Genomic DNA, 14,687 nt, shown 5'->3' with positions numbered 1-14,687 from the left:
GGATTGATTCGCGCTGAGAGCTGACAAGAGAATCCGTGGCGCCGACCGATGGTCAGGCCCACGGATTCTCGCGTTCGGGGAGAGGGCGAGGAGGGGCTGTGGCTGCGGGCTGTTACTCGCTGAGCGAGCGCGCCGACCTGGCGCGATCGCTCTCTGGTTCGCCGGCGAAGCTGTACTCGCCGGCCCGCACGCGCTCGCTGAGATCTCGAGCCCACTGCTGTTCGCCGCGCAACCGGGCCGTCGCGAGTTCGAAGATCTCCCGAACGTACAGCGGCGTCGTGGTCGACCGGGCGACATCCTCAATGTGAAAGCCGTTGCTCACGATCTTCGCGTCGATCTCGGTGACGCGATGCGCAAGCGCCGCGAGCACTTCGTCGCGACTGAGGGCGAACATGAACGAGGTGAGGGCCATGACCGGCTTGGTGTCGAAGGTCTCCACTGTCCAGAGCGTGAGCCGGAGCAGGCGAAGAAACTCGACCTCTCCCTCTGGGGTCATCTGGTAGATCGTGCGCTCGGGGCGCTTGCCGGCCGATTCGGTGCCGTTCTCCGCGACGTACCCGTCCTGCTTGAGAGAGCGCAGCGCGTTGTAGATGGAGCCCGGTTGGATGTTGGCCCACTCGTCCACGTGCCAGGTCATCAGCTCGCGGCGGAGAAAGTAACCGTGGACGGGCTGAAATTGGTGAACTGCGCCCAACACGATCAGGCGGGTAAGGCTCGACATGGCTCCATCGTAGGACAGCGAATGGGCCAGATTGCCGATTGAAACAACATTTATATGTTCAAATCTGAATAAGTACTAGCAATATGATCAAACTTGACTACTCTGGTGGTTGAGTCATTTCAATGGAGAAGGAGTTACGTGATGTCTACTGCGACAAACCTGGAGACCGCACCGCCAGAATTGGCATTGCGCCGGGCGTTCTCTCTCTTTCCGACCGGTGTTGTCGCGGTCTGCGGACTCGTCGATGATCGCCCGGTCGGCCTGGCGGTCAATTCATTCATCTCGGTCTCGCTCGAACCGCCCTTGGTGGCCGTCAGCGTCGCACGTACCTCCAGCACCTGGCCCGTGCTGGCCGACAGCGCCCAGCTCGGCCTGAGCGTGCTCGGGTCGAACCACGAGGCGTTGTGCCGCAAACTGGCTTCGCGCAACACCGATCGATTCGAGGATGCGGAGTGGCACGCGACCGACGACGGGGCTGTGCTGATGCATGGTGCCGCGCTCTGGCTTGAGTGCAAGGTCACGGCGACGGTCGATGGTGGAGACCATGAGATCATCCTGCTCGAGGTCTTGAAGTCCGACCTGTTTCCTGAGGTCACCCCTCTGGTCTTTCACCAGAGCCAGTTCCGCGGGCTGTTGACCGAAAAATGATTCGGGTCGGGGGGTCGACCGGCGAGGGCGTTGTCACCGGAGACGCCGTCAGCTGTGATGGCGTCGCCTTTGACGGCGTCGTCGTCGACGGCGACAAGCGCGGTCGGCTGCTCGGCTTCCCGACGGCCAATATCGCCGTCGCCGAGAAAGGCGACATCCCCGCCGACGGTGTGTATGCCTGCTGGGTGAGTTTTCCTCCCGACGCCACCCGATACGGTGCCACCGTGAGCATCGGGGACAACCCGACGTTCGACGACGTGACAGACCGTCGCATCGAGGCCTTCGTGCACGACCTCAGCGCTGACCTCTATGGTCGCTCCATCGCGGTGTCGATCGCGGGTCGCCTGCGCAGCATGGTGCGCTGTGCCTCGCTCGACGAACTGATCGTGCGCACGGCAGAGGATGTCGAGCGGTCGCGGGCATTGCTCGCGAGGGAGAGCTGAGCGCCTCATTACCAGACGAACCGAAGATCGTGGTCGGGTTCTAAGACGGTGTGGGTGTTTCGAGGCCTAGCGTTTCCATGAGGGCTTCCACGCGACGTTGGATGTCGTCGCGAACTGCGCGTACTTCTGGGGCAGGTTTTCCGAAGGGGTCGTCAATGGGCCAGTCCAGGTAACGGCGCCCGGGATAAACGGGGCACGCGTCTCCGCAACCCATGGTGATGACGACGTCGGCGGCTTGCACGACCTCGTCGGTCAGTGGCTTGGGGAACTCCGACACGAGGGCAACCCCAATTTCGTCGAGGGCGTCGATGATCGAGTCGTCGATGGAGGAGGCAGGTCGCGAGCCGGCGGTGCGCACGGTGACGCGGTCGCCGGCGAGCTGCCGGAGGATGCCGGCGGCAAGCTGCGAGCGGCCGGAGTTGCGTACGCAGACGAAGAGGACTTCGGGGGTTCCCGTGACGTCGAAGCCGTATACGGTTGCGAGAGCGTCGAGGCGGTCGCCGGCGAATTGACTCGCCAGCGAGGGAAGGTGCTTCGTGGGTTTGGCGTGGAGGTTGAGCAGCTCGTAGCTTTCGGCCAGGTATTTCTCCACGGTTTCGCGGGAGAAATGGGCTTGGTGGCGCGATGCGAGCCGGTCTGCCGTCCTGCGCATCGCCGGTGGCAGGTCGTTGATGGCCGGGACGTCGGGGGAGGGCAGGGCTTCATGCGTCGGTTTCCCGGCCAGCAGTCGGCCGAACCGCACCCAGGCTTCGGCCGAGAGGGCGTACTCGGTCGCCGTCGCGCCGGGGCGGGTGCGGATGAGGCCGGCGGCGCTCAGCTGGGCCAGGTGGTCGGAGACATCGCTGACACTAAAGCCGAGCTCGCTTGCGAGACGCGGCGCGGTGTTCGTTCCGTCTGGGTCGGAGGCGAGCACGCTCATCAGGCGCAAACGAGCCGGTTCGGCGAGCAGAGCGACCTGCTCGGCTCTGACGATAGCTGTTGCGGCGTCGAGGGGAACTCCGTGAAATGGCCGGATGGGCATTATCTGAGGAGGTCGTTGATTGCAGTGCGACGCTCAGGCGTCACCGAGTACCAGGCGTTGCGTCCCCGCTGTTCGCGTTGGAGTAATCCATCGTCGACCATCACACGCAGATGGTGGCTGATGGTCGGCTGGCTGAGGCCGAGGCCGGCCGTCAGCTCAACAACTGTCGCCTCGTGATTCTCGTTGCGCTCGATGATGCTGAGCAGCTGCAGCCTTGTGGGGTCTGCCACCGCGCGCAGCGTGCGCGCAAGGACCTCGGCCGCTTCCCGCCCGAGAGCGGCTGCGGGCGCAACGGTTCGCTCGCTTCGTGGCTCGCGTGCGGTGGCTGACATGGACGTGATTCTACTTTGCCGACATTGGTGCGACCCTAGGCGGGCACGGTCGACAGCTCGTACGTGGCCAGGCCGGCGGCCGCGAGGAAGTGCTCCGCATCAAGGGCAGCGGCGTTCTTGTTCGAGTTGGGGTTGGTCAGACGTTCTGCTGGTCCGCGAGAAGCTCGGAGATGAGCTGCTCGATGCGCTGCTTGATGTCGTCGCGGATGGGGCGGACGGCGTCGATGCCCTGCCCGGCCGGGTCGTCAAGCTGCCAGTCTTCATAGCGTTTGCCGGGGAAGATGGGGCACACGTCGCCGCAGCCCATCGTGATGACGACATCCGAGTCGCGTACGGCTTCGGTGGTGAGCACCTTGGGGGTGTTGTTCGCGATGTCGATGCCCTCTTCGGCCATGGCTTCAATGGCGACGGGGTTGATTTGGTCTTTGGGCTCTGACCCGGCGGAGAGCACGTCGATGCGTCCTCCCGAGAGGGCCTGTAGGTAGCCTGCGGCCATCTGGGAGCGACCGGCGTTGTGAACGCAAACGAAGAGAACTGAGGGCTTCTCGGACATGATTGTGCTTCTTTCTGAGGGTCAGTTCGCCAGGTCGGCGACGGGAATCGGAGTGGAGGTAGGGAGGGTGGTCTGAGGTGCGAATCGTGGCCGGAGCGAGAGCGCTACGTAGACGAGACCCACGAGCGCGGGCACTTCGATGAGGGGGCCAACGATGCCGGCGAGGGCCTGCCCGGATGTTGCGCCGAACGTTCCGATGGCGACTGCGATGGCGAGCTCGAAGTTATTGCCGGCGGCGGTGAACGCCAACGTGGTGGTGCGTTCGTAGCTCAGGCCGACGAGTTTTCCGGTGAGGAATCCGACGGCGAACATGGCGCCGAAGTAGACGAGCAGGGGAAGTGCGATGCGGGCGACGTCGAGGGGGTTCGAAATGACCTGCTGCCCTTGGAGGGCGAAGAGCATCACGATCGTGAAGAGGAGGCCGCCGAGCGCAAGCGGGCTCACCGCGGGCAGGAATCGCTCCTCGTACCAGGTGCGGCCGCGGCGGCGTTCGCCGATGACGCGGGACAGGTAACCGGCCAGGAGTGGGATGCCGAGGAAGATGAGCACACTGAGGGAGATTGCCCAGAGTGAGAACTCGGCGCTGGTGGCCGGGAGCCCGAGCCAGGTCGGAAGCAACTGCAGGTAGAACCAGCCGAGGCCGGCGAACGCGAGGACTTGGAACACGGAGTTCAGTGCGACGAGGAACGCTGCTGCTTCTCGGTCGCCGCACGCCAAGTCGTTCCAGATGAGCACCATGGCGATGCACCGTGCGAGGCCGACGATGATGAGCCCGGTTCGGTACTCGGGCAGGTCGGGGAGCAGGATCCACGCGAGTGCGAACATCAGAGCGGGTCCGATGAGCCAGTTCAAAACGAGGGAGGACACCAGTAGGCGCTTGTCGCGTCCGACGGTTCGGGCGTCGGAGTAGCGGACCTTCGCGAGCACGGGGTACATCATCACGAGCAGCCCAATTGCAATCGGAACGCTGACCGAACCGATGGACGCGGCGTGGAGGAACTCGCCAACGGCCGGTGTCAAGACGGCCAAGGCCAAGCCCAGTCCCATCGCCAAAAGGATCCACACGGGCAGCAATCTGTCGGTAGCGCTCAGCCCAGCGGGCCGCGTGTTTATCTCCGTCACGTACACTCCATCTCGAAAAGCATCGACAACCGTCTATCGGAAATCGTAAGAACTATATTGACGTTTGTCAATGTAGTTGTCATGATGTTCAGATGACGTTGACCGATTTGCTCCCTGTGACCGATGTGACGGCGTGCTGCGAACCTCTGACCCGGGAGTCGCTGAGCGCACAGAACGCCGAAGCACTGGCCGGCTCGCTCAAGGCCCTGGCCGACCCGGCCCGGCTGCGCCTGGTGTCGATGGTCGCCGCGAGCGAAGGGGGAGAGGCCTGCGTCTGCGACCTCACCGAACCGCTCGGGCTCTCGCAACCGACAGTCTCGCACCACCTCAAAATTCTGGTGGATGCCGGATTTCTGACGCGCGACAAGCGGGGTCTCTGGGCCTACTACCGTTTGGTTCCCGGCGCACTGGACTCCATCAGTCGGCTGCTCATCACCATTTAGCGCCGCACCCCCAACTTCAGCTTTCAACCCCAAGGAGCGCACGCATGACCATCACGGAACTTCCCCTCACGACTGCCCCGGCGACCGGCCGCTCCTCGTTCGACCGCCTCGCCGGGCTGCCCGTCGCCGTCATCGGCGCCGGCCCCATCGGGCTCGCCGCCGCCGCACAGCTCCTCGAACGGGGGCTCGACGTCGTCGTCTTCGAATCGGGCGCGTCGGCCGGTGCCGCCGTGCAGTCCTGGGGACACACCCGGCTGTTCTCTCCGTGGGACGTGCTCGTCGACGAGGCCGCCGCCCGTCTACTCGATACGGCCGGTTGGGATGCCCCCGCGGCGAAACGACTCCCGTACGGCCGCGACCTGGTAGCCGACTACCTCGTTCCCCTTTCCGAGACCCCGGAACTTGCCACGCGCATCCGCTACGACAGTCGGGTGACGGCCGTCTCCCGTCAGGGTATGGATCGCACCCGCTCGAACAACCGTGCCTCCGCACCGTTCCTCCTGCGCGTGCACGGTGCGAACGGCACCACCGAGCAGCTCGCCCGCGCGGTCATCGATGCCTCCGGCACCTACTCAACCCCGAACGGCCTGCTCTCCAGCGGACTGCAGCCGGCCGCGGCCGCTGAGGTCGCCGAGAACATCACGCACGCGCTCCCCGACGTGCTCGGCACCGATCGCTCCCAGTTCGCCGGCAAGCACACCCTCGTGGTCGGCGCGGGCCACTCCGCCGCGAACACGCTGCTCAAGCTGGCCCAGCTCGCCGACGAAACGCCCGGAACCACCATCACCTGGGCGGTGCGCTCGGTCAGCCCCGTGCGCGTTTTCGGCTCGGAGAACGACGAACTTGCCGCCCGCGGACAACTCGGCACCGCGGTGCACGACCTGGTGCGGGCCGGCAAGGTCGCCTTGGTCGACCGGTTCGAGATCGACGACGTGCGGCCGGCGGCAAACGGGCGCGTCGAGGTCGTTGGGCGTCGTCGCCGTGAAGCGGCCTCGATTGAAGCGGATGTCGTCGTGAACGCGACCGGCTTCCGCCCCAATCTCGACATCCTGCGTGAAATGCGGCTCAGCCTCGATGAGATCGTGGAGGCGCCCACGCAGCTCGCGTCGCTCATTGACCCGAACCTGCACAGCTGCGGAACCGTGTACCCGCACGGTGTCGATGAGCTCGCGCATCCCGAACCGAACTTTTACATCGCCGGGATGAAAAGCTATGGGCGTGCTCCGACCTTCCTACTGCTGACCGGGTATGAGCAGGTGCGCTCCATCGCTGACGAGCTGGCCGGCAACAAGGAAGCCGCGCGCATCGTGCAGCTCGTTCTTCCCGAAACGGGTGTGTGCTCGACCGCCCTTCCGACCAGCGACGGAACCCTCCCCGTCGCAGCTGCGCGTGAGGGCGATTCGTGCGGAACGCCGGCGGCTGCCGCCGCCACGGGAAGCTGCTGCAGCTAGTGCTTCTCCCGGTCACGACACGAAGCTGCTGCAGCTAATGCTCCTCCCGGTCACGACGCGACTGATGCGCGACGAGGACTGGCCAGCGGTCGAACGCATCTTCCGCGCTGGCATCGACGGGGGCAATGCGACATTTGAGTCCGCACCCCCATCGTGGGAGCAGTTTGTGGGTTCCAAGCCGGCCGCTCTTCGGTGGGTAGCGACCGACGAGAACGACACCGCGATTGCGTGGGCCGCCGCCTCCGCGGTCTCCACACGCCCCGTGTACGCAGGTGTCGCCGAGCACTCCATCTACGTCGCCCCGAAAGCTGCCGGACGCGGGGTCGGACTTACCCTGCTCACCGCATTCATCGCTGCGAGCGAGAACACAGGGATCTGGACACTCCAGGCCTCCCTCTTTCCCGAAAACACGGCCAGCTTGGCGTTGCATGAACGCGCAGGCTTTCGACGCATCGGCATCAGGGAGCGGGTCGGCCTCATGAGCCACGGACCATTTGCCGGGCACTGGCGGGACACCATCCTCATTGAGAGGCGCAGCGTCTGAGCGCTTGCCGGCATGCGTTTCGCGACGGTGGCGCCATAGTGCCCGCCCCGATGAGCGGGATGCCGACCGCAGCGGAAAGAACCCAGGACGCCCAGTGCGGCAGCAGGTCCCGCCGATGATGTACGGCGCACCGACCGGACCTGGACCTCGCATTTGCTGAGCGCGAGGGGCGACCATCCCGTTGGTCGAGGAACGAGCGAGCGCAGCGAGCCCGTGTCTATTAGGTAAATGGCCTTTTCGTTGATCGAGGAGCAGCCGACGAAGGAGGCCGCGTCTCGAGATCTCGCGAGCCGATCCTTGAACTCGGCTTGAGTTCGAACATCGGCTCGCGAGGTCTCGAGACACTCGCTGGCGCTCGCTCCTCGACCACCGAGAATGGTGATATTCGTCCACCACCATGCCGCCTTCGACCCGCGCGACGGCAGCGGACCCGCGCGGCGCCCGCCCGACTAGACGGCCTGCGCGAACCCGAGCGAGGCATCCGCCAATGACACGAGGTTCTCGGGAATCACCCGACCCTTGGCCTGCATCGATTGCGCCCAGAGCCGGCCGGCCCGATACGACGAACGCACGAGCGGCCCGGCCAACACCCCGAGAAAGCCGATCGCTTCGGCCTCGGCTTTGAGCTCGAGGAACTCCTCGGGGCGCACCCACCGGTCCACCGGCAGGTGCCGGGGAGTGGGCCGCAGGTACTGGGTGATCGTGATGATGTCGGTTCCCGCATCGTGCAGATCCTGCAGCGCCTGGGTGATCTCGCCGCGTTCCTCGCCCATGCCGAGAATCAGGTTCGACTTGGTGATCAGCCCAGCGCTGCGCGCCTGCGTGAGAACGTCGAGGGAGCGCTCGTAACGGAAGGCCGGGCGGATGCGTTTGAACAGTCGCGGCACGGTCTCCACATTGTGCGCGAACACCTCTGGCCGCGAGGAAAACACCTCGGCGAGCAGGTCGGGGTTGCCGGAGAAGTCGGTGGCGAGGATCTCCACTCCGGTACCCGGGCTCTGGGCGTGAATCTGCCGCACGGTTTCGGCATGCAGCCATGCGCCTTCGTCGGGCAGGTCGTCGCGGGCGACTCCGGTCACGGTCGAATAGCGCAGGTTCATTTTCACGACGGATTCGGCGACCCGGCGCGGTTCATCGGTGTCGTATTGCGCCGGTTTGCCGGTGTCGATCTGACAGAAGTCGCACCGCCGGGTGCACTGGGACCCGCCGATGAGAAACGTTGCCTCCCGGTCTTCCCAGCACTCGTAGATGTTGGGGCAGGCCGCTTCTTGGCAGACCGTGTGCAGGTCTTCGCCCTTCACGAGATCGTGCAGTGCGCGATACTCGGGGCCCATCCGCGCCTTGGTTTTGATCCACTCTGGCTTGCGTTCGATGGGGGTCTCGGTATTGCGAATCTCGAGGCGCAGCATCTTTCGCCCGTCGGGTGCCGCGCTCATACGGCGACCTCGGCAGGTGTGTTCTCGACGGCACTGCTCTCGACGGCACTGCTCTCGGTGCCAGTGTTCTGGATGGCACCGTTCTCGACGGCCGGATTCTTGACGGCCGTGGTCTCGAGGCGTGTGCCTGAGGTGTTTGTGTTTTCGATTGCGGCGGCGAAGCGCGCCTGGATGAGGGGGACCACGTCGGCCGGATCGACCGTGCGGCCCAGGACCGCGCTGATTGAGGTGATGCCGGCATCGCGAATGCCGCAGGCGACGATGTGATCGTAGGCGTCGAAGTCGTTTGAACAGTTGAGCGCGAAGCCATGCATCGTGACGCCTTCGGCGACGCGGATGCCGATGGCGGCGATCTTCTCGTCACGCCCGTCACGCGAAATCCACACTCCGGATCGGCCGCGGATGCGTTGCCCGTCGACGCCGAGTTCAACGAGAACGTCGATCAGCAGACCCTCGAGCCGTCGCACATAATCGACCACGTCGATTGGGTCCGGCAGCCGCAGGATCGGGTATCCGATCAGTTGGCCAGGGCCATGCCAGGTGATTTTTCCCCCGCGGTCCACATCGATGACTTCGAGGCCGTTCGTCGGCCGTTCGGAGTCATCCGTGCGTCTCCCCGCGGTGTAAACCGAGGGGTGCTCAAGGAAAATGACGGTATCAGGCGCCAGCCCACAGACCACAGACGCATGTATTTCGCGTTGCAGATCCAGGGCCTGAAGATACGGCACGGAGTTGGCGCTTAGCCCCGCGACGATAAAGTCGACCATTTTCGCAGTCTAGGTCACGCGCGCCCTCGTGCGCCAAAGGCATGACCGACAGTCTCGGCGCGGTGTATCCCGGTGGGCGCGGGGTAGAGCGCGCGCCGGCGGGGATACACCGCGCCGGGGCGCGGGAGACGGAGGCCGACTAGTGGTCGAACCCGGCGATCCGCTTCATCGCCGCCACCCGGATCAGGTCGGCCGGGTCGGCGATGACCTGGTGGTTGAGGTAGAAACCCTCGAACCAGGCGAGCACCTCCGCTTCGGGCAGCCCGACCGCCGTCCAGTCGATACCTGGTTCTGCCGCGGATGCCGGGTGTCCGGTTCCGAGGTCCAGCCAAGCTTTCGCGATCGGCACATCCGCCGGCTCGTCGTTCGGTGTCCACAGCAGCGCGATCGGCTCATCGGGACCATCGAGGTGCTCGTGATCGACCTGTCCGGCACCGAGCCAGGGGAGCATCAGCAGGTCACCCTCGACCTCGACCTCGACGATTTGCAAGGGAACAGGCTCGTAGTCGCGGGCGTAGACGGGCAAGCCGATGTCGCACCATTCCGCGGCTTCGTCGATGTCGGCGAGCAGGTCGGGAAGGATCGGAAGAAGATAGGCGATGTGAATCGTGGCCCAGGCGAGGAGTGCGTCGGTGTCGTCGTTCGACCACGGGCTCGCATCCGCGTGTTCCCCGGCCGCGCCGTGGAAGTGGTGCTCGATGCGGTCGTTGGTGACTTCGAGATGCAGCTGTCCGTCGGCGAACTCGATGTAGAACGCAGCGATCTCGGTGCCGCCGTCTTCGAGCAGTTCAGCATCGAACTCTAGCTGCGTAAACCGGGCGGGCAGCGGCGGGCCGCCGACCGGGAGAGGTCCGAGATTGAGGACGGCGCGGAAGGTTTTCGCCGGAAGGCGCAGAGTCGGGTCGGTCACCACGTCGAGAATAGCGGAGATGACGCACGAGGGCATCGTCCGACCATCCTCGCCGGGTGTCGAATCGCGAACGCTATCGCCGAGCGCCCTGGAACTTTCCGTAGGCACGCATCAGCTGCGGCACCACGAGGTACACGGCGATCGGAACGACCACGATCGAAAGCACGAACGCGCGCAGCACCGGATTCCAGTCGGTCGCGAACGGCGCGATGGCGTAGAACCCGAGCGTGACGAGCGGGAAGATGGCGATCCAGGTGATCACTGCCTTTGCGTGGATCGAGGGCAGGCGGGGGGCGGTTGCGGGCGGGGTGGCGGGGTGTGACATCAGATTCCTTAGGGTGAGAGGGGCGTGCGGGTGGGTCAGAGCGGGCCAGGTTGCGTGGGTGGATGAACTGGTTGAGGTGGTTGAGTCGTCACCGAGCGGATGCCCGATTGAGGTCTTGGTCGAGAAGCCATCCGTTGATCGCGATCGCGGCAGAACTGCCCGCGCCGGCCGCACTGATGACCTGCGCGCTCGGGGTGACGACGTTCCCGGCGGCCCAGACGCCGGGAACACTGGTCTGGCCGGCCGCGTCGACGGCGACGAAGGCCGTCTGCGGGTCGATCGCGCAGCCGAGGGAGCGCAAGAGGCCGTCATTGGGGCGCGGCCGCGGGGCGATAAAGGCGGCGTCACAGCCAACGGTGCGCCCATCGGTGAGTGCGATCCCGTCGAGCGTTCCGGTGTCGCCGATCAACCGGGACACCGTGCCGTCGACGATACGCACTCGAAACTTCTCGAGGCGGCGCGTTTCGTCATCGGTCATCTCGATCCCGTTGGTGACCAGGGTCACCCGGTCGCTGTACCGCCGCAGCAGGCCGGCCTGTTTGAGCGACATCGCCCGTGCCGGCCCGCCGATCACGACGATCTCCTGGTTCCGAACCTCGTAGCCGTGGCAGTACGGGCAGTGATGCACCAGGCTGCCCCAGCGCTCGCGAACGCCGGGCAGGTCGGGGATCTCATCGGTCAATCCGGTCGCGACGAGCAGCGCCCTGGCCTCGAGGGCTCTTTCGTCGGTCAGGGTGACCGTGATCCAGTCGTCGTCGCGCCGGGTGACCGCGGCGACCGACGCCGACACGACGGTGCCGCCGTAGCCGCAGATCTCCTGGCGGCCCATCGACAGAAACTCGGCAGGGGGCATTCCGTCGCGCGAAACAAAGCCCTGCATGTGTGCTGCTGCCGCGTTGCGGGGGCTGCCGGAATCGATCAGCATCACGTCGGCCTGCGCCCGAGCCAGAACCAGCCCGGCGCTCAGCCCCGCAGCGCCGGCCCCGAGCACGATCACATCATGGTGAGAATTGTTGGTCATGGTCACCACCTCCGGTTCCACGGTGACACCGGGATGCACAAAAGTGGGACTTTTGTTGCCGAAACAGGGACACCGTGGTTGCATGGCCAGATGAGTGCCACGCAACGCATCGCGACCGAGCTGAGCCAGATCGCGCCCCGGCTGCGACGCATCCGTCAGAAGAAGAACGTGACGTTGGACGAGTTGGCGACGGCCACAGGGATCTCGAGGAGCACCCTGTCACGGCTCGAATCCGGGCTCAGGAAGCCGAGCCTAGAACTGCTTCTGCCGATCGTTGCGGCATTGGCTGTGCCTCTGGACGAGATCGTCACCTCGCCGAGAATCGAGGACCCCCGTGTGCCGCAGAGACAGACCCGCTCAGACGGACGAATCCTCACCCCGCTCTCCCAGCACCAGGGTGAGCCCCAGGCTTACAAGATCACGATCCCCGCGTCAGAGCGCGACGTCGATCTGCGATCGCATTCAGGGTACGAGTGGATCTACGTTCTCTCCGGCCGGCTTCGACTCGTGCTCGGTGAGCATGACATCGTGCTCGGGGCCGGCGAAGCAGCCGAGTTCGACACGCAGAATCCGCACTGGTTCGGCTCAGCCGGTGCCGCGCCCGTCGAAATTTTGAGCATGTTCGGAAAAGCCGGGCAGCGCATCCATCTGCGTGCTCGGACGAAGAGCACGCAGAGGGGATAGGGCAAGCCTAGGCCTCGGGAATTGCGCGCCCGAAAGTCTCCAGCGTGATGGCTTCCGGCTCCGGACCGCCACGGATGCCGGTGTCCAAACCGTTGATTGCGCTCAATTGCTCGGGGCTGAGCTCGAAGTCGAACACCTCGAAGTTCTCCTGGATGCGTTCTGGTCTGACCGATTTCGGGATGGCGGAGCGGCCTTCCTGCAGGTGCCAGCGCAACATGACCTGGGCCGGCGTCTTGCCATGCGCTTCGGCGATCGCGCCGATGACCGGATCGGTGAATGTGCTGCGGCTGCCGTCACCCCGGTAGGAGGTGATCCCGCCGATCGGCGACCACGCCTGCGTCACAATTCCATGGTCGGCGTTGGCTCTCTGCACCTCGGGTTGACTGAAGTACGGATGCACCTCGACTTGATTCAGGGCCGGAACTACTTCGGTGCGTTCGAGCAACGCCGTCAGGTGGTGCGGCATGAAGTTGCTGACACCGATCGCGCGCACCCGGCCGTCGGCACGCAGCCTCTCCAACGCGCGGTAGGCATCCACCGTCTTGTCGAAGTCGCTCGGCAATGCCTGGTGAAGGATAAAAAGGTCGATGGTGTCGACGCCGAGCTTGCGGCTGCTCTTCTCGAACGCGTGCAGCGTTTCGTCGTAGCCGTAGTCGCTGATCCAGACTTTCGTCTCGAGGAAGATCTCGTTGCGGTCGAGGCCCGAATTGCGGATGGCCTCCCCGACCTCACGTTCGTTTCCGTACGCCGCCGCGGTGTCGATGAGGCGGTATCCGGTGCGGAGCGCAGCCGTGACGGCCTCCGTTGTGACGTCAGGCGGGGTCTGGAAGACGCCGAATCCGAGCGCGGGCATCTCGACTCCGCCGGCCAACATGATGTTTGTGTCCATAAGGCGACCCTATGTCTGCGCTCTCTGGTGAGACAGGCCCTGGCAGTACACCCCGACGAGCGGTGGGTCGCGGCGCAGGCCTCTGAAGTGCTCGGTGGAGTGCTCGTTGCCAGGCGCCATTCCAGTACTAGAATAACGCCATGACCCAGACTCTCACCGACGGCGAGCTGACAATTCTCGGGCTCCTCTCCGAGAGCCCGCGCCACGGCTACGAGTTGGAGAAGGTGATCGAGGAGCGCGGCGTGCGCAACTGGACCGCGCTCGGGTTCTCGTCGATCTACTATCTACTCGACAAGCTCGCCGGGCGAGGGCTGATCGAGGCGATCGGTGTTGCCGGGACCGGAAAGTCGCGAACCACATTTCAGGTCACGGCGACTGGTCACGAACTGTTCGTCGCCGCTTCACTCGACGCTCTCGCCGCGTTGGAGCCCCTGCGCGCTCGAGTGCTCGTGGCCGTGGCCAACACTGCTGGCCTCCCTGACAGCGAGGTGGCGAAACGACTCAGGGAGCGTGGAGAGGCGGTGCGGGCGCAACTCGCCGAGGTGCGGGCGACTCGACTCCGGCAGCAACCGCTGCCCGCGGCGGCATCCGTCATCTTCGACTACAGCGAGACCATGCTGATGGCCGACGCGGAGTGGACCGCGCGAACACTGGCGACGATCGAGAGGGAAATGAGTATGGAGAAGTACGACGTCAAAGTGGCCCGGAAAGAGCTCTTCACTCCGTCGGCGAAGCAGTTCACGATCGCCCAGGTGCCGAATACTCAGTATCTCGCCGTCGACGGACACGGCGACCCCAACACCGCGCCGGCCTATGCCGCGGCGGTTGAGGCGCTCTACAGCGTCGCTTACACGCTCAAGTTTGAGAGTAAGAAGACGCTCGGCCGGGACTTCGTCGTCGGCCCGTTGGAGGGCCTCTGGCGAGCGGCCGAGATGGACGTCTTCGTCACGCGCGACAAGAGCGCGTGGGACTGGACGATGATGATTAGCCAGCCCGACTGGATCACTCCCGAGATGGTGGCAGCCGCGCTCGCGACGGTGCGGGCGAAGAAGGGCCTCCCTGCACTGGAGCTCCTCTCCCTGATCACGCTCGATGAGGGGATGTCGGTGCAGATTCTGCACATCGGGCCGTACGACGACGAGGCACCGACCCTCGACCGGCTGCACCACGAGTACCTTCCGGGCAACGGTCTCACCTTCAACGGCGACCATCACGAGATCTATCTCAGCGACGCGCGGCGCACGGCTCCCGCCAAGCTCAAGACGATCCTCAGACAACCCGTCAGGCCTCTCGCCCCCTGATCGCCCGCTGAATTTCAGCGGATGCTCGGATGCAGGCATACGCTGACCACACACTGACTCACCGCACCAACCGACC

Annotated in this window: 18 protein-coding genes; 7 read left to right on the top strand and 11 right to left on the bottom strand. The window is 65.0% G+C overall.

Features of this window, described 5'->3' with window-relative positions; all coding sequences use genetic code 11:
• Positions 1–112: 112 nt before the first annotated feature.
• Positions 113–721: a PadR family transcriptional regulator gene (locus ABD791_RS10285; RefSeq protein ID WP_345065829.1), complete on the bottom strand. Its 609-nt coding sequence runs from the start codon at positions 719–721 to the stop codon at positions 113–115.
• Positions 722–862: 141 nt separating this feature from the next.
• On the opposite strand from ABD791_RS10285, the gene ABD791_RS10280 reads away from it, so the two are divergent.
• Positions 863–1,369, top strand: a complete 507-nt coding sequence (locus tag ABD791_RS10280; RefSeq protein WP_345065826.1) for a flavin reductase family protein — start codon at positions 863–865, stop codon at positions 1,367–1,369.
• The gene (locus tag ABD791_RS10275; RefSeq protein ID WP_345065823.1) at positions 1,366–1,812 is read left to right on the top strand and encodes a riboflavin kinase; all 447 of its coding nucleotides are present in this window, start codon (positions 1,366–1,368) and stop codon (positions 1,810–1,812) included. Before ABD791_RS10280 ends, ABD791_RS10275 begins: the two co-directional genes overlap by 4 nt.
• Positions 1,813–1,852: 40 nt before the next feature.
• Here ABD791_RS10275 and ABD791_RS10270 read toward each other — a convergent pair whose 3' ends face one another.
• The 4 genes from ABD791_RS10270 to arsB form a co-directional block, all read right to left on the bottom strand.
• Positions 1,853–2,833: an arsenate reductase/protein-tyrosine-phosphatase family protein gene (locus ABD791_RS10270; protein WP_345065820.1), complete on the bottom strand. Its 981-nt coding sequence runs from the start codon at positions 2,831–2,833 to the stop codon at positions 1,853–1,855.
• Positions 2,833–3,165: an ArsR/SmtB family transcription factor gene (locus tag ABD791_RS10265; protein ID WP_345065817.1), complete on the bottom strand. Its 333-nt coding sequence runs from the start codon at positions 3,163–3,165 to the stop codon at positions 2,833–2,835. Before ABD791_RS10265 ends, ABD791_RS10270 begins: the two co-directional genes overlap by 1 nt.
• Before the next feature lie 136 nt (positions 3,166–3,301).
• Positions 3,302–3,718, bottom strand: a complete 417-nt coding sequence (locus ABD791_RS10260) for an arsenate reductase ArsC (RefSeq protein WP_345065814.1) — start codon at positions 3,716–3,718, stop codon at positions 3,302–3,304.
• Positions 3,719–3,739: 21 nt separating this feature from the next.
• The gene (gene arsB, locus ABD791_RS10255) at positions 3,740–4,840 is read right to left on the bottom strand and encodes an ACR3 family arsenite efflux transporter (protein ID WP_345065810.1); all 1,101 of its coding nucleotides are present in this window, start codon (positions 4,838–4,840) and stop codon (positions 3,740–3,742) included.
• 92 nt (positions 4,841–4,932) lie between these two features.
• Between arsB and ABD791_RS10250 the strand changes: the two genes are divergently transcribed.
• From ABD791_RS10250 to ABD791_RS10240, 3 genes are read left to right on the top strand one after another with little or no spacing between them, the layout of a single operon-like run.
• On the top strand, positions 4,933–5,283 hold the full coding sequence (locus ABD791_RS10250; RefSeq protein ID WP_345065807.1) for a metalloregulator ArsR/SmtB family transcription factor: 351 nt from the start codon (positions 4,933–4,935) through the stop codon (positions 5,281–5,283).
• A 44-nt stretch (positions 5,284–5,327) separates the two neighbouring features.
• Positions 5,328–6,734: an FAD-dependent oxidoreductase gene (locus tag ABD791_RS10245; protein ID WP_345065803.1), complete on the top strand. Its 1,407-nt coding sequence runs from the start codon at positions 5,328–5,330 to the stop codon at positions 6,732–6,734.
• 37 nt (positions 6,735–6,771) lie between these two features.
• Positions 6,772–7,278, top strand: a complete 507-nt coding sequence (locus ABD791_RS10240) for a GNAT family N-acetyltransferase (RefSeq protein ID WP_345065800.1) — start codon at positions 6,772–6,774, stop codon at positions 7,276–7,278.
• Between the two features lie 449 nt (positions 7,279–7,727).
• On the opposite strand, the gene lipA is transcribed toward ABD791_RS10240, so the two are convergent.
• The 5 genes from lipA to ABD791_RS10215 all read right to left on the bottom strand — a co-directional run bounded on the left by lipA (position 7,728) and on the right by ABD791_RS10215 (position 11,737).
• Complete coding sequence (lipA, locus tag ABD791_RS10235) at positions 7,728–8,714, bottom strand: lipoyl synthase (protein WP_345065798.1); 987 nt, start codon at positions 8,712–8,714, stop codon at positions 7,728–7,730.
• Positions 8,711–9,481, bottom strand: coding sequence for a lipoyl(octanoyl) transferase LipB (lipB, locus tag ABD791_RS10230; protein ID WP_345065796.1), 771 nt, complete (start codon positions 9,479–9,481; stop codon positions 8,711–8,713). Before lipB ends, lipA begins: the two co-directional genes overlap by 4 nt.
• A gap of 139 nt (positions 9,482–9,620) precedes the next feature.
• The gene (locus ABD791_RS10225) at positions 9,621–10,427 is read right to left on the bottom strand and encodes a hypothetical protein (RefSeq protein WP_345065793.1); all 807 of its coding nucleotides are present in this window, start codon (positions 10,425–10,427) and stop codon (positions 9,621–9,623) included.
• Positions 10,428–10,464: 37 nt separating this feature from the next.
• Positions 10,465–10,716, bottom strand: coding sequence for a putative antibiotic biosynthesis monooxygenase (locus tag ABD791_RS10220; protein WP_345065790.1), 252 nt, complete (start codon positions 10,714–10,716; stop codon positions 10,465–10,467).
• An 88-nt stretch (positions 10,717–10,804) separates the two neighbouring features.
• Complete coding sequence (locus ABD791_RS10215) at positions 10,805–11,737, bottom strand: NAD(P)/FAD-dependent oxidoreductase (protein WP_345065787.1); 933 nt, start codon at positions 11,735–11,737, stop codon at positions 10,805–10,807.
• Positions 11,738–11,827: 90 nt separating this feature from the next.
• Between ABD791_RS10215 and ABD791_RS10210 the strand changes: the two genes are divergently transcribed.
• On the top strand, positions 11,828–12,421 hold the full coding sequence (locus ABD791_RS10210; protein WP_345065784.1) for a helix-turn-helix domain-containing protein: 594 nt from the start codon (positions 11,828–11,830) through the stop codon (positions 12,419–12,421).
• A 7-nt stretch (positions 12,422–12,428) separates the two neighbouring features.
• Here the strand turns inward: ABD791_RS10210 and ABD791_RS10205 are convergent, their stop codons facing one another.
• A complete protein-coding gene (locus tag ABD791_RS10205; protein ID WP_345065781.1) occupies positions 12,429–13,310 on the bottom strand; it encodes an aldo/keto reductase in 882 nt (293 codons plus the stop codon).
• 140 nt (positions 13,311–13,450) lie between these two features.
• Between ABD791_RS10205 and ABD791_RS10200 the strand changes: the two genes are divergently transcribed.
• Entirely contained in the window at positions 13,451–14,611 is a 1,161-nt protein-coding gene (locus ABD791_RS10200) for a GyrI-like domain-containing protein (RefSeq protein ID WP_345065778.1), read from the top strand.
• Positions 14,612–14,687: the final 76 nt, after the last annotated feature.

It is taken from the genome of Glaciibacter kafniensis, assembly GCF_039538945.1.
GTDB classification, from domain to species: Bacteria; Actinomycetota; Actinomycetes; order Actinomycetales; family Microbacteriaceae; genus Cryobacterium; species Cryobacterium kafniensis.
Note: the sequence above shows the minus strand (reverse complement) of the source record. Positions and strands in the feature narration are given on the sequence as shown.